Below are 22,093 nucleotides of genomic sequence, written 5' to 3' on the forward strand. Positions count from 1 at the left end.
GTGTAAATAAAGTTCCGGGGAATCTTGGCGTTTTGTGCCCTTATGTAACAGCTTGTAACAATACTGCCAGCTCGCTCCCCCCCGGCCTGAAAATTAGTTAATAATGCAACAACCCCGAGGTATCGCTGCTCTGAATACCCCGTTCCAGCGGGCTATGGACAACTCCATGGCGTCTCCGGCGCTATAGACTTATTCGCAGCCTCCCTAGGGTTTATAGTCGATCATCCGACTAAACGACGGCTTTTCCGCTACACGTAGGATCATGACAAAAGTGAGTAATACCGCCCATATACTGATCGTCGAAGATGACTTCGCTTCACGGTCCCTGCTGGTCAGCTACTTCGAAAAAGAGGGCTACCGGGTCAGCGAAACCGACCACGCAGATGCCCTCTCCGCCCAGGTCAGGGATGAAGGGATCGACCTGGTGTTGCTGGATATCAGCCTGCCCGGGCGTGACGGCCTCACACTGACACGAGAGCTTCGCGCGGCCTCCCGTGTCGGCATCATTCTGGTGACCAGCAAGGGGGATGAGATTGACCGCATTGTCGGCCTGGAGCTCGGCGCCGACGACTATGTCACCAAGCCCTTCAACCCACGGGAACTGCTTGTCCGCGCCAAGAACCTGCTATGGCGTATCAGCGGTGAAGACTCGGCCAGCGATGACAGTCACCCCCAGGCTGGCTGGCGTTTCGAAGGCTGGCAGCTTGATCCGCAGAAACGTCAGCTGACCTCCCCGAAGGGCTGCAGCGAACGTCTGCCCGAGGGCGAATTCAAGCTGCTCAAGGCACTGATTACCCATTCGGGTCAGGTAATGTCACGGGATCAATTGATGGATGCCATACATGATCGCGAATGGACCCCTAACGACCGCTCTGTGGATGTGCTAATTGGCCGCTTGCGCCGCAAGCTCGGCGACAACCCATCCAACCCCGAGCTGATCCTCACTGCCCATGGCGCCGGCTACATGTTTGCCGGCGAAGTCAGCAGATGAAAACTCCGAGCGGTTACCGGGCGCTACGCCGACTGAGCCAGCGTCCCGGCTGTACGGTAAGCCAGGGGATTCGCCTGCAGGACGAGCGTCGCGTAATCATCAAGCAGGTGGATGACAGCCACGGCAATCGCGAAGAGACAAGCCGCCTACGGCACGAATACGAGCTGCTCGTCCCGCTGCGGATTGCCGGCGTCAGCCGCCCAATTGAACTGATCGAGACCGAGGGCGGCCTCGCGGTCATCTTCGAAGATACCGGCGCCCTCCCCCTGCGCCAGTTCATGGCCAATCATCAACGCGACTGGCATCAATGGCTCACCTTCGCCATCCGCGTGGCCGAGTTGCTGGGACAACTACGCGAAGCCAGAATCATTCACAAGCAGATCAACCCCGATCACCTGCTGATCCACCCAACCAGCGACGAGCCACTGCTGATCGGCTTTTCCATGGCAACCCTGCTCAGCCACGAACAACCCAACTGGCATACACCGATGCTCAATGTGCGCGGGCAGAGCTATATCGCACCGGAGCAGACCGGGCGGATCAACCGTACCATCGATTACCGTACCGACTATTACGGACTGGGCGCTACGCTTTATGAATTGATGAGCGGCCGTCCCCCGTTTAAGGGCGAAAGCGGCATGGAGCTGGTTCACAACCAGATCGCCCGCCCGCCGAGGCCCCCGCACAAGATCAATCCCCGCCTGCCGGAGGTGGTGTCAGGCATATTGCTAAAGCTGCTGGCCAAGGACGCGGCCCAGCGCTACCAGTCCACTGTTGGCCTGGTTTATGATCTGCGCCGCTGCCAGCGGGAGTTCGAAAACCGGCAGACAATTCCCCTGTTTGAACTGGCCCAAATGGACCGCTCGGCCCGCTTCCAGATCCCGCAGAAGCTCTACGGCCGCGAGTCGGTTCTCAACCATCTGCGTGAGCATTTCGATCAGAAGCAGGGAGCGCACCAGAGCCTGGTGACCATCAGCGGATACGCCGGTGTCGGCAAATCCAGTCTGGTCAATGAACTGCGGCCCTATGTCATCGAGCGGGGCGGCCACTTCATCAGCGGCAAGTTCGATCAATTCCGCCGCAGCCGTCCCTATTTTGCGATTTTTCAGGCATTGCAGGGGCTGGTCAGGCAGCTATTGACCGAACCGGAACAGGATGTCAGATATTGGCGTGATGTACTTCTAAGCACTATCCGGGGTCAGGGCGCCACCCTGCTCAAGATGATTCCGGAGCTGGAACTGATCATCGGCCCTCAGCCCAAGCCGCCCTATACCGCCCCCAGCAACCTGGAGGACCAGGGCCGATTTTCGAGAATGCTGCTACGCCTGTTGCAGGTACTTGGAACCAAAGAACGCCCGCTGGCTCTGTTCCTCGACGACCTGCACTGGGCGGATCTTGCATCGCTGCAGCTGCTGGAAACCCTGGCCAGGGAGACCGACCCGTTAAAGTTGATGCTGGTGGGCAGCTATCGCGATCATGAACTGGGCCCGACCCATCCGCTGAAAACAACACTGGGCCGGTTACGCCTGCAGGAACCGGTTATCGAGATCCATCTCGAGCCACTGAACCAGCAACAGGTTCGTCAGCTGGTTGCCGACACCCTGCGTTGTGAACCTCAGGAGTGCGATGCTCTCGCCCACATCTGTATCCAGAAAACCCAGGGTAATCCCTTTTTCCTGAGCCAGTTTCTCTATGCACTTTACGAACAGGAACTGATCGCCTTCCGCGACCAACGCTGGCAGTGGGATGAAGCGGCCATCGAAGCCCGCGAGATGACCGACAACGTCATCACACTGATGGTCAGCAAGATCCAGCGCCTGCCGCGGACGACCCAGACCGTACTGCCTCTGGCTGCAGCTATCGGCAGCAGCTTCAACCTGCGCACCCTGTCGGTTGTCAGTAACCTTGATCCCGTCCAGGTATCGGACAACCTCTGGCCCGCCATCACCGAGGGCCTGATCGTTCCGCTGAGCGACCAATACCAGCTGGTTGAGCAGATCGACCCCAAGCGCGCCCGCTTCCGCTTTATTCACGACCGGGTGCAACAGGCGGCCTATTCTCTGATTCCCGACGACCAGCGCGAGGCACTGCACCTGCAGATAGGCCGCCAGTTGCAACAAAGCCTGACTCCGGACGAGATCGACAACCGGATCTTCGAGATTACCAACCACCTCAACATCGCCCGCGGCGCGATGCATGAAACGTTCGAGCGCACCGGTCTAGCCGAAATAAATTTGCGCTCCGGCGCCCGGGCGCGCGAATCCGCCGCGTTCGACGCGGCCATGGAATACCTCAACACCGGCATCGACCTGCTGCCCAACGACAGCTGGAAGAAACATTACACTCTGTCGCTGAACCTCTATTCCAAAGCAGCCGAAGTGGCCAGCATCAAGGGCGACCAGGCGCTGGTGAACAGGCTCGCTACAGAGGTCGAAGAACATGCCCGCACCCTGCTCGACAAGGTGCGGATCTATGAGCTGAGGATCCAGTCCCAGGTCGCCAGTAACCGCTTCTCTGATGCGCTGGATACTGCCCTTCAGCTGCTTCAGAGCCTTGGCGTCACTATCCCCCGGCGCACCACACCCGCGATGCTCGCATACAGCCGCGCACGTATACGCTGGCTATTACGCCGGCACCCACCGGACAGCGTTCCACAGTTGAAGGCGATGCGTTCTCCCGAGTTACTGGCGGCGATGCCGATACTGGCCAGCATATTTGGCGTCATCAAGTTCTCAAGCTCCGACCTGCGCCCCCTGGTTATGGCCAAGCAGGTCGAATTGACGCTGATACACGGGATCAATCCCTACTCAGCACTGGCCTTCGCCGGCTATGGTGGCGTGCTGTGCGGCCAGTTCAATGCTATCGATCTGGGCTATCGGCTGGGGCAGCTGGCGTTGGAGCTCGACACCAAATTGCCGCCCAATACCACGCAGCATCGCACGCTGTCCCTGTTCAGCTGCTATATCCGCCATTACCGCGAACCGCTATCGGTTTGCACCGAGTCTCTGCTCGAAGCCCATCAGCAGGCACTCGATTGCGGCGACCTGGAGTGGAGCGCCTATTCACTGGCCGCCCATATCCAATACGTTTTGCCACTGAGCACTAACCTGGACGAGCTGCTCCCCAGGCTGGAGCAGTACGCCACTATGCTGCGTGAGTCCGGCCAGCAGCAATCGCTGCAATACTCGGTCTTCACGCTGCAGTGCATTGAAAACCTGCGCGGGCGCAACACGGAACCGACCCATCTGGACGGCCGCTTCTATAAAGAGACAGAGGGACTTGAAGAGCTGGAGCGGGAGAACCACCGCACCGCCATTAGCCTGCATCACTACTATAAAGGCCTGCTCTGTTTCCTGATGGGCGAAACGGAGCTGGCGCACAAGCACAGCGAGCAGGCGGACAGTTTACGCGACTCCATCAGCGGCACCTTTACCGCACCCTGCGCTCGCTTTCTCAATGGCTTGAGTATCATCGCTCTGCTGCCGAAAACCAGCATTCTGCAGCAGCCACCGCGATTGAAAAAAGTGCGTTCCATCCTGCACTATCTTCGCCGGCTGGCCCACTATTGCCCGGAAAACCACCAACACCGCCACGACCTGTTGAAAGCGGAGCTGCTGCGAGCCCAGCACAAATACTCAGCCGCCATGGAGCTCTACGAGCAGGCGGTCGAACTGGCCGGCAAACAGGGTTTCCTGTTCGAGCAGGCACTGGCCAGCGAGCTCGCCGGGCGCTTCTACCTCGAATGGAAAAAACCGGGCATCGCTACGACCTACCTCAAGGACGCCTACCAGCTCTATGCCCGGTGGGGCGCCAAAGTCAAACTGGCGCAGATGGAGCAAACCTATGCGCTACGCTTCGAACCTAAGCCTGCGCCAACGCCGGAGCCTTCAGAACAGCGGCAGACACAGCCGGACAAGGTGGATAACCATAGCCTCGATATCGCCTCCGTGATCAGTGCCTCCCAGGCGATTTCCGACGAAATTGTGCTGGAACGCCTGCTTGAGCGCCTGATGAAGCTGGCGATCCAGAATGCTGGCGCCCAGCGCGCTCTGCTCCTGATGGCCCGGCAGCAACAGCTGTATATCGAAGCCGAAACCAGTATTGACCGGGCACCGTCACTGACAAAGCCGGTACCTCTGGAATCCGGTAGCGATCAGCTGCCGGTGAGCATCATCCATTACGTGACCCGCACCAAAGACGCCGTGGTTCTGGGCAATGCCGTGGAACACCAGATGTTCCAGCAGGACAGCTATATACGCAGCCAGCAACCCTGTTCACTGCTTGCCATTCCCATTCTCTACCACAGTGAACTGACCGGCATCCTCTATCTGGAACATCGCGAGAGCCGCGACATATTCAGCCGGGAACGGTTGAATACCCTGCAGATTCTCGCCTCCCAGGCGGCAATTTCCATCGAGAACGCCAAGCTCTATAAAAGTCTGGAGCAATCGGAGCGGGAGTATCGCTCACTATTCGAGAACGCCAGTGAAGGGATCTTCAGGATCGATCAGGACGGACGCTTTGTCTCTGCCAATCCGGCGCTGGTCAATCTGCTTGGCTACAGCTCCGCCGACCAGCTGCTCGATACCGCCCCCGACCTGGTACATGACTGCTTTATCAACCCATCCGACGGTCAGCGTTTTCTTGAGCAGCTTAACTCGGGCAACCCGGTGCAGAACTTCGAAACCCACTGGCAGAGCTTCGACGGCCATGAAGTTTATGTGTCTATCTCCGCCAACCGCATCCTGGACAAGCATGCATCCAGCCCCTCCTACGAAGGCTCGTTGACCGATATCAGCGAGCGCAAGGCGAAGGAGCAGGCGGTATTGGCACGACAGAAAGCGGAAGCCGCCAACGAAGCGAAAACCCAATTCCTCGCCACCATGAGCCACGAAATCCGGACACCGATGAACGGTATTTTGGGGATGGCACAACTGCTCAAACGCACGGAGTTGTCAGCGAAGCAAAGCATGCAGGTGTCCTCTATTCTCAGCTCCGGTCAATCTCTGCTGTCCATTCTTAATGACGTGCTGGACTTCACCAAAATTGAAACAGGTCAGGTTAGTTTCGAGGAGGCAGATTTCGACCTTCGCCAGTTGCTTGAGCAGGTCCATCTTTTGATGACCCCCAGTGCGACACAGAAAGGTATCGATTTGATCAGCCGCATCGCAGATGATCTTCCCGCACGGGCACGAGGCGACTCACGGGCGCTCAATCAGATCCTGATGAATCTGGTAACAAACGCGATCAAATTCACCAGCGAAGGATATGTGATCATCAAAGCCTACAGCCTGTCGACCTCAGATGAGGGATACAGGATCCGTTTTGAAGTCGAGGATAGCGGCATTGGGATTCCGCCAGAGGCTCACGAGCATATATTCCAGCACTTCAGCCAAGCCGACAGCTCCATCACCAGACGCTTTGGAGGAACCGGCCTGGGGCTGTCGATTTGTAAAAAACTTGCGGAGCAGCAGGAAGGCCGCATTGGATTTCAAAGCACACCAGGCAAGGGCAGCCTGTTCTGGATAGAACTTCCGTACCGCAGGGCAGTTATCGCTGAAACGGGCAGAACGCTGACGCCACCGGCGCGCCCGCTGGATAAAGCACGTCCGTTGGACATTCTGCTGGTTGAGGACTCACCTATCAATCAGGAAGTCACCGCAGAACTGTTGCGCAGCGCCGGCCACACCCTGAGCATCGCCGACGACGGTTTCACAGCCCTGTCCATGCATAACGATCATGACTATGACCTTGTCCTGATGGATATCCACCTTCCCGAGATGGACGGTACTGAGGTTACTAAGCGAATGCGCCTGCATTCTGATCCACGCAAAGCGCAGGTGCCGGTTGTCGCCTTGACCGCTGCAGTCACCTCGGAAGACATGCAACGTTACGAACAAGCCGGTATCACTACCGTAATCGCCAAGCCGCTTAACTTTCAGGAACTGGAACAGACGCTGTTTGCACTCAGCAGCGAAGACTCTGAACCTCAGCGAGACCTTAACCTTGAAGAAACCTGCAGCGATTCATTTATAAACCACGCCCTCCTCAACCAGCATCGCTCGCTTCTCGGCCCTGAGCAGATGCATTCGCTGCTGGAAAAGATGAAAGCACAGAGCTCAGCGTTACTGGATCAGTTAGAGCAGGAAGAGCCAACCAATCACAGATATTTGATGCACAAGCTAGCGGGCGTCAGTGCTAACTTCGGTCTGGCGAAAATGGCAAGGGAGTGCATAAATTACGAGGCACTGGATCAGATATCAGCCGATGAGCTGAAAGCGCTTCGCAGTTTATGGGAGATGAGCATAAGTGCTCTAGAAAGTGAGGACAGCTCTCTCCACTGAGCTCTTAACGCAATTAAATTTATAATTATTAATGCATATTCTGAGCGGGCATCCGACCTGATCGAACGCCTGCAGTCGGTGAAATATTTCGACAATACTGTGGCATCGAGGGTGGACGAAAAGCCGACACCGGATATCTTCGCTGACTAGCTGTACGAGGACAGAACGAAAACGGGGGATTAGACTCATCTGCAAGCAACCCACGCGACGCAAGCTCGTCAAACTTCATGTGCCCGGCAAAAGCCTGACTGCAAAAGATATAGATTATCAGGGCAATGATTAGAGCAAGCGCACGGGCTCGCTAGCGTCTCAGGGCGCGGCCAAGCAGATTGAAATACGCGGCAAACGCATCGCCTATCACCCGCCGCTCTTCGCCACGCGGATAGACCCCCAGTTTCGCCTCCGGTGACTCCTTGGTTCCCTTCACCAGAAAGTGGTTCTTTATTCTGGCATCCTGCACCCAGGCCTCGAAGGCACGGGCACAGACTTCCTCCGGCAGACTGAAGTAGAGCTGTCCCTGGGCCCGGTCCACTGCCATGGAACGCTTCACCAGATCACTGGGCGCACTACCATCGGCGTTGAGCATGATGGCGTTGTAGCAGGCAAATAGCCGTTGGTTCAGCGGGTGCTCTATCTGCTCCTCATCATGCAGCCAGGCGCGCGATCCGAAAACAGACGGCGACAGCGCGCTGAACGCCTGGCCGGCGATATAGTGATCGAAGGCGTGGAACCACTCGTGTGCGATACTGCCGGGACCGGCATTCTTGGCCAGTGCGAAGGTGTGCTGGGCCGCATCGTAATGCGCTGCCACCCCCGGCCGGCCACCGGTGCCGTAGTGCAGCGCCAGCGAGCCGCGCAGCGAAATCACCAGCTCCGGCACCCCCAGGATCTGCATCAGGTCACACAGGGCTGCATGTAACTGAGGCGCAACCTGCGCCTGCTCAGCCTTGGTCACCCAGCGTCCGATACGGATATTACGGAAGTCGAACTGCCGGCGGATAACGGCGAAATCGGTATCCGCCAACTGCGGATAGGCCGGGCCGTTACGGTAAAACTGTCTTTCTCGGATCGAACTCATTACTCAGCCCAGCGCGGTGTCCAGCACCATCATCAGTCCGAAACCCAGCATCAGCCCGAGCGTGGCCGGTGTCTGGTGGCCGTTGCGGTGGGTTTCCGGTATCACCTCGTGGGACACCACAAAGATCATTGCACCGGCGGCCAACCCCAGTCCCACCGGATAGGCCACCGGAATGCCGCTGGCGACGCCGATGCCTAGAAAGGCGCCAAGCAGCTCCATCAGTCCGGTGGCGCCGGCCAGCAGGGCAGCGGTCAGGGGCTGCATGCCGGCCGCGCGCAGCGCCATAGCGACCGCGAGCCCTTCCGGCACATTCTGAACGGCGATGGCGGTTGTCAGCGGCAAACCGACACTGAGATCACCACCGGAGAAGCTCACGCCGATCGCCATACCTTCCGGCAGGTTGTGCAGCGCTATCGCCAGTGAAAACAGCCAGACACGACCCAGACGCTGGTAATCGGGGCCATGTGCACCGATATATTCATGCTCATGGGGGGTAAACCGATCCAGCCCCAGCATCAGCGCCACGCCAAGCGCCAGCCCGAGCGACAGGATCAGCGCTGAGATCACCGGACTGCCTGTCAGGCGCTCGCCCTCGGCCAGCCCCGGCAGAATCAGGGAGAATGACGCGGCCGCCAGCATCATGCCGGCGGCAAAACCCAGCATGGAGTCTTCGGTGCGCGCTTTCAGGTTCCGCAGCAACAGGGCGCCGGCAGCCCCCAGCGCCGTCGATGCGAAGCCGACAAAGCCGCCAATGCTTGCATTGTGGAAGGTCTCGGGCAGAGCGGAGGTAGTAAACAGCTGCGTTAGCAGCAGAAACAGGACGGCGAGCAGAGCTATTCCCAGCGCTCCTGCGCTCCAGGGTCGGGCGCGGATCTCCCCGAGCCAGGCGCTGAAAAAGCCCTGCGTGGGGCGGTCGTAACTGCTCATGAATCCGTCCTTAGCTGTTTGACAGGTGTATAGGCGAAGTATACCGAAGAGTGCCAATCCCTGACCCCGGAAATCAATAACGCCGGTGCAGTAAAATGTCAGCCTCCTTACGTTCAGGGTCGACAATCTTCTGAGAGCTGTCGTGCGGGGGTATCGGTCACCTTACGGATATACAGCGTTATCTCACCGACCGGCAGCCCCCATTTCGACATCTGGGTGCGGTTGATCAACGTGTCACTATCGATCAGGTACATCCAGTCATCCATCGCCAACACCCACTCATCACCGGAGACCGGGACCCGAAGACGATACTGCCAGTTGAGCGCGTTACCCTCGGTACGACCGCTGGCTTCGCCAACCACATCGCCGGCACTGCCGGTGTAGCGGTTGTCCTCCTCTGTCAGGCGCCAGCATCGCGACTGCTGGGAGCCATCATCATAGACAAACTGCTCATCGAGAACGCCCCTATCCCGATCCCAGCGCGCAACAATATCAGCCGTGAACCGTCGCACCACCTTGCCGCTATAGTCCTGCACCATCCCCTTCGCCTCCAGTTGCCCGGTGAAGAACTCACTCAGCACCAGCGGCGGAGTCTGCTCACGATAATCGTTCAGCTTGGCCGAACAGCCGGCCACCAGCAGCAGCGCAGCCGCTACGGGTATGATTCGCATCATATTAACCCCCTCCTGTCAGGCGACGGGTCAGCTCGGGAAAGTCACTGTCGGGCGCCAGCCAGATATCGAGAAAGGCGCGGTTGAGGGCCGGGTCATCCATCCCGCCAAGATAGCGGCTATTGAGAAATAAACGCCCACGCCCCTGTTCAGTCAGGTAGAACGCCAGCCGATCCCCCTTTTTCACATCGGGCAGCATTGGCTGCAGCAACCCGAGCGCCTGTGCCAGCGTCTCGGCATCAAGGCTATCCTTGAGCTGCTTGGCGGTTGCATCAAGCAGGTCCTCGCCTGATATGGCGCGATGATAGGTCAGCTCCAGCAAAACCGGGCGCTCACCCGAGTCGTACTCCCCGTCCTCACTGAACAGGCGCGCATCGTAAACCTCGACCCAGAACAGGCTCAGACTCGCCTGCCCCACCTGCTTCATCCCTTGCGGATAGGTGTACTGAGCCAGCGTATTGACCGGCACCACCAGCAGCAACGCCAGGAGAGCCGCCTTTAAGTTAGTAAGATCAGCGCAACGCACAGACATCTCGGCCTCCCCGGTAATCCTTAAGCCATATAAGAAATGGAAAGAGCAGCGTCCAGACCAGCGTCAGCAGCAGGAAAGCGGGAACCAATCCCAGCCCCAGAGACACGGCGCCAAGCTCAGCGGCAGCGATGTAGGTACTGCTGCCACCGACACCGCCGATTAACGCCGCCAGCAGGTAGCGGCCGCTGAACCAGCCCAGCGCCTGGTTCAGCGTGGCGGCAAAGGCGAACCAGAGCAGCAGCAACCAGGCCGGCGCAACCATCGCAGTCGCCGGGAACACGAACACGCCAGCAAGCGTCAGCATGGAATCAACAAGAAACCCGGGCAGCGCGACGTAAATCATCAGCTGCAGCTCCTGGCGCGGAGTACGATGAAACAGAAGGTGGGCCAGAAGTAGCAGCATCGCGGGCAGCAATGCGCTATTGCCCCATAGAATCAGCGACCACCAGATCGCCTGAAAACCGATCAGGCTAATCCAGAAGTTGCACGACAGCCCTGAGAATAGCGAAAGTCCGGAAACCATAGCCTGCTCCACTCTTGTAGAGGGACCTACGTGTTCCGAACCGCCATGGATCAAATCGGATGATTGCGTGCCTGCCTGTCGGTAGCGGACCGGACCTGGCCAAACCGCCAGCCAGGCCCTGCAGCGTTATCAACGCTGTGCTTCACACCGAGGCGCCCGCCCTGCGTCACGGGCCTCAAGATAGATCGGTAACAGCTTCTGAACGCGCTCATTAAGCAGGGTTACACGGTTGGTCGGTGCCGGATGGGTGGAGAGAAACTCCGGCGGCGTGGACCCACCTTCACTGGCCATCTTGCGCCAAAGGCTGGCCGCCTCGCGGGGGTCAAAACCGGCGTCGGCCATCAACTCCTGACCCAGCACGTCAGCCTCGCGTTCGTGAGCTCGGCTGTAGGGCAAAATCACCCCATACTGGGCGCCAAGCCCCATGGCGCTCATCAACGCCTGCTGGGTGCCCGCTTCAACCCGGTTGGTCAGCAGCAGGTTGGCAGCGCTAAGGCCGGCCGAGGTCAGCTGCTGCTGACTTAGGCGTGCATTACTGTGCTGCGCCAGCACATGGGAGATTTCATGACCGATAACAGAGGCCAGCTGATCCTGGTTTTCCACCATATCCAGCATCCCGGTATAGACGCCGATCTTGCCGCCCGGGACGGCAAAGGCGTTCACCGCCTCATTGCGAAACACGAGGATCTCCCACTGTTGCGGCTGAATCCCGTAACGGGCCGGCAACCGGTCCAGCAGCGCCTCACTGACACAGCGGACATAACGGTTAATCCCGGGGTTTGTTTCGATCGCCGTGTTCGCCTTCACCTGTTCGAACGATTTCTGACCCAGCGCATTCATCTGCGTCGGGGAGTTTAATAACAGCGTGTTCTCACCGGTGGGTGAGGTCGCACAACCGGCCAGCGCCAGACCGCCGGCCAGGGGCACCAGGGTTCTGATAAAGCGGGTCAACAATTTCAAGTTTAGACTCATCTATTCAACGTCCTGTCAGAGTAAAGGACACGCCGGCCCCAGTTGCCGGCTAATGTCGCTGTGCCCGGCGTGCCGCCAGATCACAGAAGAAATTTACATACTCGGTATGACCGCCGGTAAAGAGAAAATTCAACCTGAGATCATCATCCGGGTCTGAAATCCCGCCGAGGGCCGCCCCCGCATCGGATGCCAGCTTGTGCTGCTTGACGCCCGGGCGAACCACCTCACCGGCGCTGCTATCAATAAATACGCAGGCATTGTCACTGCCAAAACACTCACCGAGCCCCTGCACCAGGGTCAAAAAGCCGCGGTCACTGCCGCCCCGCTGGTTGTCGCCATCCGGCTGAGGGTGCGAAGTTACCGTATCGCCAACCCCAACGATACGCGGCATCTGTGCCGGATCGAAATGCCGCTGCGCCAGCGCCAGCAGCTCTGCCATGTCAGAGGGCGCCTCGCGCGCATTAAAACCCTCTCCCAGCGGATACTGTCCGGTGCGGCGGTAATAATAGTGGTTCAGCAGCACCAGCACACCCACCTCCTTGACCGCCCCGCGCAGCATAAACTGGAAGTCCGTGGTGCCCGCATCCGAGCCATCGCTGATACGAGGCTTTTCCCTGCCATCGACACGACCAAGATTGGGCGCGTAGTGGATGAAAAAGGAGTCCGCCAGCCCCGCTGCTGCCGCGCGCTCGAGCAGACTTTCCATAAAACTCACCGCCTGCTGCTGAATCTGCGCATACTGCCCGGGCCGATCACTGAGGTGATAATAAAGCATGTTGATATTGAGCGTCGGAGAGACCCGGTTATCCAGCACACAGGCCTCTACCAGCCTTGTCAGCGCGTCGCCGGATAGAGAAAACGGCTCACCGGCCAGGCTCTGAAGCAAAAACTGCCGCCCCCACTCTGGCACCTGTGCCAGAAAGTCCAGCTCGGCATCACTGACACCCGGGTGGCTGACCTGCCCCTGTGAATCCTGGAGCTGCACCCCGCCGCCAGCCAGTCCCGGCAGGTAAAGCCCCCGCTGCCAGGCCTCTTGCGGCGCATCGAAGGCACGTTCGACGATGTCATTCACGCCCCGCGAGCCGATATGTTCACCATTGGTCAGCACAAAAAAGTGCCCGTCCAGCTGCTTACCCGCCTCCACGTAGCGCCGCTCGATCCGCCGGGTCAGCGGATCACTGACCAGCCCCATGCAGACGCCATCCAGATCCTGAATGATCAGCAGATTGTCGCAGTCGACGAGAGTATCAAGCAGCAGGGAGTGATCGAGCGAATAGCGGGCTTCATGCAGTGACATGGGCGGTTTCCTGAGCAAACATGAGCCATCATGGTTGCGACTCCGACCCGCTCAGTCAACCGCGAGGTCTTTTTCAGCGATAAACAGCCAGCTGGCGGGCCTCTCTCTCAGGGTCGGGATCATCCATAACGCTCACCGCTTCGATCCGGGCCAGGTAACTCGCCGGCAGCACCAGCTCACGGGCACCAACCAGCACATGCTCGCGATACCAGCCGTAGGGCAGCAGCAAGGGGTCGATCAGCGTGGCATAGTAGGTGAAAGCTTCATACTCGTTGCCGGCCAGATCCACCACGCCGACCCGTTTCTTGTCGTACCCTTTGCCGAGCCCCTCGACCCGATCAAGCACCAGCTCGGAGCTCTTGCCGATTTCGTAGACCGCACCAAACACCCGGTCTTCGCGATTACCGGTGTAAAAGGTGTCGCATTTGGCCGAGCCATCAGGGCTGACCTTATGGAAGCGCAGGTCATGTTCCAGCAACACGCAGGTCGCGATGCGGCGTGCATCCGGGGTGCGCTCACGCAGCCTCAACAACGACATATTGGAACCGTAGGCGAAATAGATCACTGCCCCTGCCCCGGTGTGACCACCCATTCGGGCTCTTCGAACTCACCCAGAGTGTCGATCTCGACATAGGGTGCGGCACTCAGGATGATCTCCCGTACCTGCTGATCCGGAGTCGATTCCATGGCATCGCGCTGCGCCTTGCTGCTCCAGTGTGCAATTGCGATCAGGGTGTCCGGATCGCCGATTTTACGATGCAGCTCAGTGCCCTGCGCGCCCGGCGCCTGCTGGATCAGACGGCTCGCCCTCACCCAGGCGTCGGCGTACTGCTCAGCGCTGTAGCCAGGCTTGATTCTGACCTGAAAGATATATTTCACACCTCGCCTCTATGCTCTTTAACGGAGTTACCGGGGAGTATAGCGCCCCGGGGAGCGGGCACCGCCTGTGGTAGACTCACCTTCATTAAGACGACGGGAGGCACGATGAGGTTCAATGCAGTGTTGTTCGACCACGATGGAACCCTGGTCGATTCCGAAGCGATCCATATGCAACTCTGGCGTGAGGTGATGGCACCACACGGCGTAGAGATCAGCGACGCAGACTATTGGGACCAGATGCTGGGTGTACCAATGGAGCAGAGCGCCGCCGAGCTGATCGAAAAGTTCAACCTGGACACCAGCGTCGAGCAGATCGTGGAGCAGAAAACCCACGCCAACGAACTGTTCCTGCTGAACGGCTGCTTTCCCCAGGTACCGGGCGCCACCGCAGCCCTCACCACCCTGGCGCAGCAGACCCGACTGGCACTGGTCAGCGGCGCCCAGCGACTCTGCGTCGATGCCTCGTTGAACGGCCACGGCTGGAACAATATTTTCGAACAGGTCGTCAGCGGCGATGATGTCGATCGCAACAAGCCGCATCCGGACAGTTATCTGAAAGCACTTGCGCTGATGGAGGTCGATGCCGATGACGCGGTGGCCGTTGAGGACACGGAGGTTGGCGTTCGCGCCGCCCGGGATGCCGGCCTGCAGGTTGTCGCCATTCGCAGCCCCCTGTCAGATAACCACGATTTTTCCGCGGCAGTGAGCGTCGTCGACAACCTGGGCGAGGCATACGCCTGGCTGATGGAGCGCGTTCAGTAGGTAAATTGAAACGGGCGCCCTCCTCCTGAAACAGGCCGGGGCAGATAAGGACGTCTGGACTTCAAGCCCAGAGACCGGGATGGCCCCGGCCTCTGCATAAAGCTCGATAGCTTCTAGTAACTTTGCGGATAATAGCGCTCGGTTGCGCCGATGCTTTCCGGTACCGACGTCAGGCCGTCAATCACCTCGGTCACCGTGGCATCGAGCACCTGATGATAGGTCGCCAGAATTTCTGGATGGGTCGGCTGAAACTCTGCCAAAGAGGCGATCGGCACCATCTCCAGCCAGCGGCGCTGCTGATAATGCCGCAGCGTGCGCTGATGCACACTCTCGCCTCCCGCTACAACCTCCGGCACCAGCCCCGCCACAGGCGCAGTAGCACTGCTGGCTATGGCTTCGGTCACCATGCTGAGGCTATCGGCGGTCACGAATATGCGCTCTGCCGCCTGCAGAAACGGCCCCAGCCCCGGCCCGCCCTGCTGATAGCTGATCCGCTGCTGACAATAGTCCTGTAGCTCTGGATCAGACAGCAGCGCGGTCCCCGCCGCCGGGGTACGGCGGGAGTTGCTGACCAGCCAACGGATACCATGCTGCTGCGCCAGCCGGATCATAGCCGCCTTCAGCTGCTGCCAATCCTGATCAGTGTAACTGAATCCCGAACCTTCGCCGCCGAGCAAAAGCAGCCAAAGCGGTCGAGAGGATCGTTTCAGGTCGGTGAGGCACTGCCGCTCTCCCGCTGAATGCCCTTTGCTCGCACAGCTGAACGGCACCTGGGCCACAACCTGGTTCGGGATTCGTTCATCCCGGGCGTTAACAACGACGGAAAACAGCGTGACGGGCAGGCGGTAGCGGTTACCGATCAGAATGTTGTCACAGCCATATAGAGCGGCCAGTGTCACATTCAGGGGAACAACCTTGCCTCCAAAGGAGATAATCTGCTGCGGCTTGCCGGACGGCAGTTTGCAGTGGTAGAAGCGACGGAACATGCGGGGCCAGACAACGCCAAGGCGACAGAGCCAAACGGCCAATAAGCGCAGCAGGCCAGCCTTGGGATAGGCTTCGACGGTTTTAACCTGCGCCCCGGTACGCTGCGCCAGGCGCTCCGCCAGACCTTGAGACTGGCTCAAGTGCCCTGCCTTGCCATCGTAGAGTACCCAGATTTCTTCTTTTGCCATCTGCAACCTCCTTAATAAGGACAGCCTAAGGAAGAATTATTAGGGGCAGCTTAAGCGGCAAAAATGACGACTTGTGTATTCACCGGCCGGGCGGAAATGACGTTTTGATTAAGATGGGAGCGGGTGCTTTGGAACAGACTAAAACGCGGTGTTTAGCTGTAGAAAAACAAGTTGGCTGATTGCCTGAAGAAGTGGTGGAGCCTAGCGGGATCGAACCGCTGACCTCGACACTGCCAGTGTCGCGCTCTCCCAGCTGAGCTAAGGCCCCACGAATCAGGTCGGAAAACCTGAAAAGAGATGGCGTCCCATAGGGGGTTCGAACCCCTGTTACCGCCGTGAAAGGGCGGTGTCCTAGGCCACTAGACGAATGGGACGCTGAGTGACAATTACGGATTTGGTGGAGCCTAGCGGGATCGAACCGCTGACCTCAACACTGCCAGTGTTGCGCTCTCCCAGCTGAGCTAAGGCCCCTCCGTAACGACCGGGCGTATACTACTTAGCAGCCCCCGGAGTGTCAAGCGTTTCACAATCACTAATTGAAGATTTTTTTCGTTTACGATCAACAGGTTAGTTTTTAAACAAAAAAGGCCGCCGGGAATCTGCCGCGGCGGCCTTTTACTGTTGGATGGCGCGATTAACCGAGTTCGATCGCGCGGTACTCTTTTTCCCAGCTCTTGGTCTGCTTCTTCGACGGCCCGCCGATGGTATCCAGTGCGAAGCGGACACGGGCACGGCTCATATCCGGGCCCAGGATCTCCATGGCATCCACCACAGAGACGGTCTGCGCAGTACCGGAGATCGCCACGAACAGCGGGAACAGGAAGTCGCGGATCTTGAAGCCCAGCGCCTCACCCAGCCCTTTCAGGCCGTTGAACAGCTGATCGCGATCCCAGTGACGCTGCTCGTCAAGGTACCAGGAGGCGAACTGCAGAATCCGGCGCACATCGTCGATGCTCAGTTTCTTGTGCTCGAAGCTCGCTTCGGTCACCGGCATCATGCCCGACAGGAAGAAACCGGCCAGCGGGGCGATATCGGAGAATTTCTCTACGCGCGGCTGGATCAACGGGATAATCTGCATCAGGTATTCGGGGTTGAGCGCCCACTGCTGAACCCGTGCCGCAAACTGCTCCGGCGTCAGGTCTTCACGGATCCACAGGCCGTTGAGCCAGCTGAGCTTCTCCTGGTCGAAGACCGGGCCACCCAGGGAGACACGCTGGATATCGAAGGCGGCGAACATCTCTTCGCGGCTGAACTTTTCACGCTCGTCCGGCATCGACCAACCCATGCGACCCAGGTAGTTCAACAGCGCCTCGGCCATGTAACCCATGCGCTGGTAATAAAGGATACTGGTCGGGTTCTTGCGCTTGGACAGTTTGGTCTTATCGGGGTTGCGCAGCAGCGGCATGTGGCAGAGCTTGGGCATATCCCAGCCAAAGTATTCATACAGCAGCTTGTGCTTGGGTGCCGAGTTGATCCACTCCTCGCCACGGATCACGTGGCTGATCTTCATCAGATGATCATCAACCACGTTGGCCAGGTGATAGGTCGGCATACCGTCGGATTTCAGCAGGATCTGCGCATCGACCTGGGCCCAGTCCAGCTCCATGGTGCCACGCAGCATGTCGTCGACTTCGCAGACGCCTTCGGTGGGCACCTTCATGCGCACAACATAAGGCTCGCCAGCGGCCATACGGCGTTCGGCTTCTTCTGCCGGCAGCTCCAGATCTTCCTGCTTCAGTGCGCGCTGACGACCGGCGGCCTTATTGGCTTCACGCAGTTCGTTAAGCTCATGCGCGGTACGGAAGCATAGAAACGCCTTACCCTCTTCCACCAGGCGCATGGCAAAGTCCTTGTACATCCCTTTGCGCTCGCTCTGGCGATAGGGGCCATGATCGCCACCCACATCGGGACCTTCATCCCACTCCAGCCCCAACCAGCGCAGGGAGTCCAGAATCGCCTTTTCTGATTCCGGCGTGCTGCGGGTCTGATCGGTATCCTCGATACGCAGGATGAACTGGCCACCGTGCTGACGGGCAAAAGCCAGGTTAAACAGAGCGATATAGGCGGTGCCAACATGCGGGTCGCCGGTGGGCGACGGAGCGATTCGGGTGCGAACGGTCATAATGTCCTGATTCGGTTTGGTCGTGGTAAAAGCGCGATTATAGCCTTCTCTGCAGACTGTTCGCTATCGGAGCAGCGAGCTGACAGCCCCAGCGACAAGGCACCGTATCGGTGCGCCTGCGCACTGTTATGGTTGTTATTCCTCTGAAAAACGATCTAGATACAACGACTTCAGCGGCGAATCCCCCGTAATACAGGCGATTTATAAAGTTGGCACGGTGTGTGCTTTATAGAAATCAGGTTGGTAAGCCAGACGCCTATGTCTCAACCAACCAATTTTTCGCACACGAGGGGCACTGCGAATCCGCCGCATCCGATAGGATAGCGGCGTTTTTTTTGCCTGTAAGCCGCCGCTGTCAGAAAAAGTTATCCCAGATGATCCCGCTCCAGACGACGGCAACGATAAACAGAGAGAAGAAGACCGCCGCCGATCCCAGGTCCTTCGCCATCCCCGCCAAAGCATGAAACTCGGTACCGGCCCGATCCACGATCGCTTCGATCGCGGTATTCAGTAGTTCCATCACCAGCACCAGCAGCAAGGTCGCGATCATTAACCCCAGCTGCAAACCACTCTCGGCTATAAAAAACGACGCCGGCGTCATCGCCATGACCAGCCAGCTTTCATAACGGAAAGCCGGCTCGCTGGCATAGGCCGCGCGTATGCCTTTCATTGAGTAGCGTGTTGCATGATAGAAACGGGCAAACCCGGTCGCCTTTGTTACGATCACTCTATTACCTCGACTTCCAGACAGTGTTGATTTCATCGGCGCTGCACCTGTCCGGTACAACCGGCCAATCGCTGATGACGAATAATTCTGACCACTTATACTGAAATTTGCTTAAAAGAACTTTAAATGAATGGGATACCTGTATTTCGGGGGCGCACATGAGCGACGAACTTGAGCGTACACGTCAATTTTTACATCAGCACCATGGCGGTAACGGCGAGCGCGCCGCCGAGCGCACCCTGTCGACCCATGAACGTAACCATGATGCAGATTTCCAGTCCTTCTGGGAAACCCACACACCCCGGGGAGACAACCTGCATATTGTCGATCTGGGCTGCGGACCGGCACTGTTTCTGAAGCAGCAGGCCCGGGAGCATCCCGGCTTCAGGCTCACCGGCATAGAAATTGCGCCCTATATGCTTGCCCGCATCGACGACAAACCTGACAATCTGGAGATACGCATCGCCGATCTTAACGCCCCCGGTAAAGCCGTATTCCCGCCCGCCTCAATCGACGCCTGCCTGGCCAACATGCTGATCCATGAGCTGTTTCAGCCGGTGATGCTATTCCAAGCGCTGTATCACTGGATCAAACCAGGCGGTGTGCTGATTCTCACCGACACGGTGCGTCAGCCGCTGAAAAGCTTTCTCAATCACCGCTTTCCCGACACCGATTTCAGCCGCGATCCACTCGACGCTCCAAGCATGAATGACTGTTTCCGGGACTACTTCGAACACAACCGCTACACGGCAAAGGATATTGCCGAACTGTTAGAGCTGTGCGGTTTTGACCTGATCGAGCAGCAAAACCTGCGGGACGGCCGAGCCACCCGAATAGCAGCACGGCGACCTTAGGGCGCAACGCCGCGCTGTGGTACACTGCGGCTTAATCCGCCCAATAAATAATGTTAGTTCGCCCATGCCAGAAACACCGGTCTCATTGGCGCCCGACCAGCGCCTCCTCGCCACTGCAACAGAAGATAAAGTGGATCGACGCCTGTCCGTTGCCCCGATGATGGATTGGACCACCTCAGATGCTCGCGTTTTCCATCGATTAATCTCACGGAACACCCTGCTTTACACCGAGATGGTGACCACCGGCGCGCTGATCCACGGCGACCGCGAGCGGTTCCTGAAATACGACCAGAGCGAACACCCGGTGGCACTTCAGCTCGGCGGCAGCAATCCGCAGGAACTGGCGCAGTGCGCCCGTATGGCGGAAGAGGCCGGCTACGACGAGGTCAACCTCAACGTGGGCTGCCCGTCTGACCGGGTACAGAACAACATGATCGGCGCCTGCCTGATGGCGCACCCCAAGCTGGTGGCTGAATGCCTGAGCGAGATGCAGGCTGCAACCCGCCTGCCGGTCACCGTCAAGCACCGCCTGGGCATCGACGATATGGACAGCTTCGAGCACCTGCATGCCTTTGTCGATACGGTGAAGGAGAGCGGCTGCCGCAGCTTCACTATCCATGCACGCAAGGCGATTCTGGCGGGCTTGAGCCCGAAGGAGAACCGCGAGGTTCCGCCACTGATCTACGATCATGTTTACCGCATCAAACAGCTCTACCCGGAGCTCGAAGTGGTGATCAACGGCGGCATCAAATCCCTGGAAGAAGCTGAGCAGCATCTGCAGCATGTCGACGGCGTAATGATCGGCCGCGAGGCTTACCAGAACCCCTATGCCATTCTCAGCGAGGCGGACAACCGTATCTTCGGTGAAAATCGCCCCCTGGCCGACCGCCTTCAAATTGCCGAAGCATTTATCCCCTATCTTGAGCGCCGCCTGGCCGAAGGCGCCCCACTCTATGCCGTGGTCAAACACCTGCTCGGACTGTTCCACGGCCAGCGTGGCGGCCGCCAGTTCCGCCGTTACCTGAGCGAGAACGGCCACAAACGTGGCGCAGCGACAGATACTTTCCGCGAAGCGCTGAGCTTCGTGACCCCGAATACCCTATCCAACGAGGACAACCACTCACATGGATCAGCTAGAACAGCTTAAGCAGATCACCACCGTCGTTGCCGATACCGGCGACATCGATGCCATCCGCAGCTTCAAGCCGGTGGACGCGACAACCAACCCGTCCCTGCTGCTAAAAGCCAGCCAGGATGAGAAATATGCACCGCTGCTCGACAAGGCACGCAGCTACGCCCGCCAGCTGGGCGGCAGCGATGCCGAGATTCTGGCCAACATGAGCGACTACCTGGCGGTACTGATCGGCCGGGAGATCCTCGACATCATTCCGGGCCGCATCTCCACCGAGGTAGACGCACGTCTCTCCTTCGACACCCGGGCCACCGTGGAAAAGGCCAAGCGCCTGATCGACCTGTATGCGCAGCAGGGCATCGACAGCTCCCGCGTACTGATCAAGATGGCTTCCACCTGGGAAGGGATCGAAGCGGCGCGCCAGCTGGAAAAAGAGGGTATCCAGTGCAACCTGACCCTGCTGTTCGGCTTCAGCCAGGCCCAGGCCTGTGCAGACGCCGGGGTTTACCTGATCTCGCCGTTCGTCGGCCGTATCCTCGACTGGCATAAAGCGCGCGAACCGAATGCCGACTTCGCGGGCAGCAACGATCCGGGTGTCCAGTCGGTCAGCCGTATCTACCGCTACTACAAGACCCACGGCTACAACACCGTCGTCATGGGTGCCAGCTTCCGTAATATCGGCGAGATTCAGGCCCTGGCCGGCTGCGACCGGCTGACCATTTCACCGGCTCTGCTGAAAGAACTGTCGGAGGTTGACCAGCCGCTGGAACGCCGCCTTTCACCGCAAGCCTCCCAGGATGCCGATGCCAAGTCCGTACTGGCCGAATCCGGCTTCCGCTGGGCGATGAACGGCGACGCCATGGCCACTGAAAAACTGGCCGAAGGGATCCGCAACTTCGCCAAAGACCAGGTCACGCTGGAGCAACTGCTCAGCCAGTGATCGACCGGCGACGCTCCCCGGGGGCGTCGCCTGATTACCCTCCCCTGCTTTCCCCCTTATACCAACTGATAAACAAAACTTATCAGATACCCCAATCTATTCGATTAGACAAAGCCATTTGTAGCGATAAACTCTGTTCTATACTTAAAGTTTGAACTTTTTGATAA

Annotated in this window: 18 protein-coding genes and 3 tRNA genes; 6 read left to right on the forward strand and 15 right to left on the reverse strand. The window is 58.6% G+C overall.

Annotated features, from left to right (window positions below; genetic code table 11):
• The first annotated feature begins 262 nt into the window (after positions 1 to 262).
• Complete coding sequence (locus ACQUQP_RS14005; protein WP_432695652.1) at positions 263 to 991, forward strand: response regulator; 729 nt, start codon at positions 263 to 265, stop codon at positions 989 to 991.
• Complete coding sequence (locus ACQUQP_RS14010; RefSeq protein WP_432695653.1) at positions 988 to 7,335, forward strand: AAA family ATPase; 6,348 nt, start codon at positions 988 to 990, stop codon at positions 7,333 to 7,335. Before ACQUQP_RS14005 ends, ACQUQP_RS14010 begins: the two co-directional genes overlap by 4 nt.
• 301 nt (positions 7,336 to 7,636) lie before the next feature.
• Here the strand turns inward: ACQUQP_RS14010 and ACQUQP_RS14015 are convergent, their stop codons facing one another.
• The 9 genes from ACQUQP_RS14015 to ACQUQP_RS14055 form a co-directional block, all read right to left on the reverse strand.
• A complete protein-coding gene (locus ACQUQP_RS14015; RefSeq protein ID WP_432695654.1) occupies positions 7,637 to 8,413 on the reverse strand; it encodes a CLCA_X family protein in 777 nt (258 codons plus the stop codon).
• 3 nt (positions 8,414 to 8,416) lie between these two features.
• Positions 8,417 to 9,340 (reverse strand): ZIP family metal transporter, encoded by a 924-nt coding sequence (locus tag ACQUQP_RS14020; RefSeq protein ID WP_432695655.1) that lies wholly within the window; start codon positions 9,338 to 9,340, stop codon positions 8,417 to 8,419.
• Positions 9,341 to 9,453: 113 nt separating this feature from the next.
• Positions 9,454 to 10,014 (reverse strand): DUF3833 domain-containing protein, encoded by a 561-nt coding sequence (locus tag ACQUQP_RS14025; protein WP_432695656.1) that lies wholly within the window; start codon positions 10,012 to 10,014, stop codon positions 9,454 to 9,456.
• A gap of 1 nt (position 10,015) precedes the next feature.
• On the reverse strand, positions 10,016 to 10,543 hold the full coding sequence (locus tag ACQUQP_RS14030; protein ID WP_432695657.1) for a chalcone isomerase family protein: 528 nt from the start codon (positions 10,541 to 10,543) through the stop codon (positions 10,016 to 10,018).
• Positions 10,524 to 11,066, reverse strand: a complete 543-nt coding sequence (locus tag ACQUQP_RS14035) for a DUF2878 domain-containing protein (protein ID WP_432695658.1) — start codon at positions 11,064 to 11,066, stop codon at positions 10,524 to 10,526. Before ACQUQP_RS14035 ends, ACQUQP_RS14030 begins: the two co-directional genes overlap by 20 nt.
• Positions 11,067 to 11,195: 129 nt before the next feature.
• Positions 11,196 to 12,038: a M48 family metallopeptidase gene (locus ACQUQP_RS14040; protein ID WP_432695659.1), complete on the reverse strand. Its 843-nt coding sequence runs from the start codon at positions 12,036 to 12,038 to the stop codon at positions 11,196 to 11,198.
• A 49-nt stretch (positions 12,039 to 12,087) separates the two neighbouring features.
• Positions 12,088 to 13,335, reverse strand: a complete 1,248-nt coding sequence (gene stpA, locus ACQUQP_RS14045) for a glucosylglycerol 3-phosphatase (RefSeq protein WP_432695660.1) — start codon at positions 13,333 to 13,335, stop codon at positions 12,088 to 12,090.
• A 73-nt stretch (positions 13,336 to 13,408) separates the two neighbouring features.
• A complete protein-coding gene (locus ACQUQP_RS14050; protein WP_432695661.1) occupies positions 13,409 to 13,927 on the reverse strand; it encodes a gamma-glutamylcyclotransferase family protein in 519 nt (172 codons plus the stop codon).
• A complete protein-coding gene (locus tag ACQUQP_RS14055; RefSeq protein WP_432695662.1) occupies positions 13,897 to 14,214 on the reverse strand; it encodes an antibiotic biosynthesis monooxygenase family protein in 318 nt (105 codons plus the stop codon). The genes ACQUQP_RS14050 and ACQUQP_RS14055 overlap by 31 nt, the downstream gene beginning before the upstream one ends.
• 105 nt (positions 14,215 to 14,319) lie before the next feature.
• Between ACQUQP_RS14055 and ACQUQP_RS14060 the strand changes: the two genes are divergently transcribed.
• Entirely contained in the window at positions 14,320 to 14,976 is a 657-nt protein-coding gene (locus ACQUQP_RS14060) for an HAD family hydrolase (RefSeq protein WP_432695663.1), read from the forward strand.
• 113 nt (positions 14,977 to 15,089) lie between these two features.
• On the opposite strand, the gene ACQUQP_RS14065 is transcribed toward ACQUQP_RS14060, so the two are convergent.
• The 6 genes from ACQUQP_RS14065 to ACQUQP_RS14090 all read right to left on the reverse strand — a co-directional run bounded on the left by ACQUQP_RS14065 (position 15,090) and on the right by ACQUQP_RS14090 (position 19,000).
• Entirely contained in the window at positions 15,090 to 16,151 is a 1,062-nt protein-coding gene (locus ACQUQP_RS14065) for an ELM1/GtrOC1 family putative glycosyltransferase (protein ID WP_432695664.1), read from the reverse strand.
• A 192-nt stretch (positions 16,152 to 16,343) separates the two neighbouring features.
• A tRNA-Ala gene (locus ACQUQP_RS14070) sits at positions 16,344 to 16,419 on the reverse strand.
• Positions 16,420 to 16,449: 30 nt separating this feature from the next.
• Positions 16,450 to 16,525 (reverse strand) — tRNA-Glu (locus ACQUQP_RS14075).
• A 21-nt stretch (positions 16,526 to 16,546) separates the two neighbouring features.
• A tRNA-Ala gene (locus ACQUQP_RS14080) sits at positions 16,547 to 16,622 on the reverse strand.
• A 163-nt stretch (positions 16,623 to 16,785) separates the two neighbouring features.
• Complete coding sequence (gene gltX / locus ACQUQP_RS14085; protein ID WP_432695665.1) at positions 16,786 to 18,273, reverse strand: glutamate--tRNA ligase; 1,488 nt, start codon at positions 18,271 to 18,273, stop codon at positions 16,786 to 16,788.
• Positions 18,274 to 18,628: 355 nt separating this feature from the next.
• A complete protein-coding gene (locus tag ACQUQP_RS14090) occupies positions 18,629 to 19,000 on the reverse strand; it encodes a diacylglycerol kinase (protein ID WP_432695666.1) in 372 nt (123 codons plus the stop codon).
• A gap of 158 nt (positions 19,001 to 19,158) precedes the next feature.
• Between ACQUQP_RS14090 and ACQUQP_RS14095 the strand changes: the two genes are divergently transcribed.
• The 3 genes from ACQUQP_RS14095 (at position 19,159) to tal (ending at position 21,926) form a co-directional block, all read left to right on the forward strand.
• Positions 19,159 to 19,854, forward strand: coding sequence for a class I SAM-dependent methyltransferase (locus ACQUQP_RS14095; protein ID WP_432695667.1), 696 nt, complete (start codon positions 19,159 to 19,161; stop codon positions 19,852 to 19,854).
• A gap of 64 nt (positions 19,855 to 19,918) precedes the next feature.
• Complete coding sequence (gene dusA, locus ACQUQP_RS14100) at positions 19,919 to 21,001, forward strand: tRNA dihydrouridine(20/20a) synthase DusA (RefSeq protein WP_432695668.1); 1,083 nt, start codon at positions 19,919 to 19,921, stop codon at positions 20,999 to 21,001.
• Positions 20,979 to 21,926, forward strand: a complete 948-nt coding sequence (gene tal, locus ACQUQP_RS14105) for a transaldolase (RefSeq protein WP_432695669.1) — start codon at positions 20,979 to 20,981, stop codon at positions 21,924 to 21,926. Before dusA ends, tal begins: the two co-directional genes overlap by 23 nt.
• The last annotated feature ends 167 nt before the right edge of the window (positions 21,927 to 22,093 follow it).

The sequence above is a fragment of the Marinobacterium sp. YM272 genome (assembly GCF_050908845.1).
In the GTDB taxonomy this organism is placed as follows: Bacteria; Pseudomonadota; Gammaproteobacteria; order Pseudomonadales; family Balneatricaceae; genus Marinobacterium_D.

Excerpts from the sequence above, each read along its gene's own strand:
- ACQUQP_RS14005 (WP_432695652.1), top strand. The coding sequence starts at position 263 with ATGACAAAAGTGAGTAATACCGCCCATATACTGATCGTCGAAGATGAC.
- ACQUQP_RS14010 (WP_432695653.1), top strand. The coding sequence starts at position 988 with ATGAAAACTCCGAGCGGTTACCGGGCGCTACGCCGACTGAGCCAGCGT.
- ACQUQP_RS14015 (WP_432695654.1), bottom strand. The coding sequence starts at position 8,413 with ATGAGTTCGATCCGAGAAAGACAGTTTTACCGTAACGGCCCGGCCTAT.
- ACQUQP_RS14020 (WP_432695655.1), bottom strand. The coding sequence starts at position 9,340 with ATGAGCAGTTACGACCGCCCCACGCAGGGCTTTTTCAGCGCCTGGCTC.
- ACQUQP_RS14025 (WP_432695656.1), bottom strand. The coding sequence starts at position 10,014 with ATGATGCGAATCATACCCGTAGCGGCTGCGCTGCTGCTGGTGGCCGGC.
- ACQUQP_RS14030 (WP_432695657.1), bottom strand. The coding sequence starts at position 10,543 with ATGTCTGTGCGTTGCGCTGATCTTACTAACTTAAAGGCGGCTCTCCTG.
- ACQUQP_RS14035 (WP_432695658.1), bottom strand. The coding sequence starts at position 11,066 with ATGGTTTCCGGACTTTCGCTATTCTCAGGGCTGTCGTGCAACTTCTGG.
- ACQUQP_RS14040 (WP_432695659.1), bottom strand. The coding sequence starts at position 12,038 with ATGAGTCTAAACTTGAAATTGTTGACCCGCTTTATCAGAACCCTGGTG.
- stpA (WP_432695660.1), bottom strand. The coding sequence starts at position 13,335 with ATGTCACTGCATGAAGCCCGCTATTCGCTCGATCACTCCCTGCTGCTT.
- ACQUQP_RS14050 (WP_432695661.1), bottom strand. The coding sequence starts at position 13,927 with ATGGGTGGTCACACCGGGGCAGGGGCAGTGATCTATTTCGCCTACGGT.
- ACQUQP_RS14060 (WP_432695663.1), top strand. The coding sequence starts at position 14,320 with ATGAGGTTCAATGCAGTGTTGTTCGACCACGATGGAACCCTGGTCGAT.
- ACQUQP_RS14065 (WP_432695664.1), bottom strand. The coding sequence starts at position 16,151 with ATGGCAAAAGAAGAAATCTGGGTACTCTACGATGGCAAGGCAGGGCAC.
- gltX (WP_432695665.1), bottom strand. The coding sequence starts at position 18,273 with ATGACCGTTCGCACCCGAATCGCTCCGTCGCCCACCGGCGACCCGCAT.
- ACQUQP_RS14095 (WP_432695667.1), top strand. The coding sequence starts at position 19,159 with ATGAGCGACGAACTTGAGCGTACACGTCAATTTTTACATCAGCACCAT.
- dusA (WP_432695668.1), top strand. The coding sequence starts at position 19,919 with ATGCCAGAAACACCGGTCTCATTGGCGCCCGACCAGCGCCTCCTCGCC.
- tal (WP_432695669.1), top strand. The coding sequence starts at position 20,979 with ATGGATCAGCTAGAACAGCTTAAGCAGATCACCACCGTCGTTGCCGAT.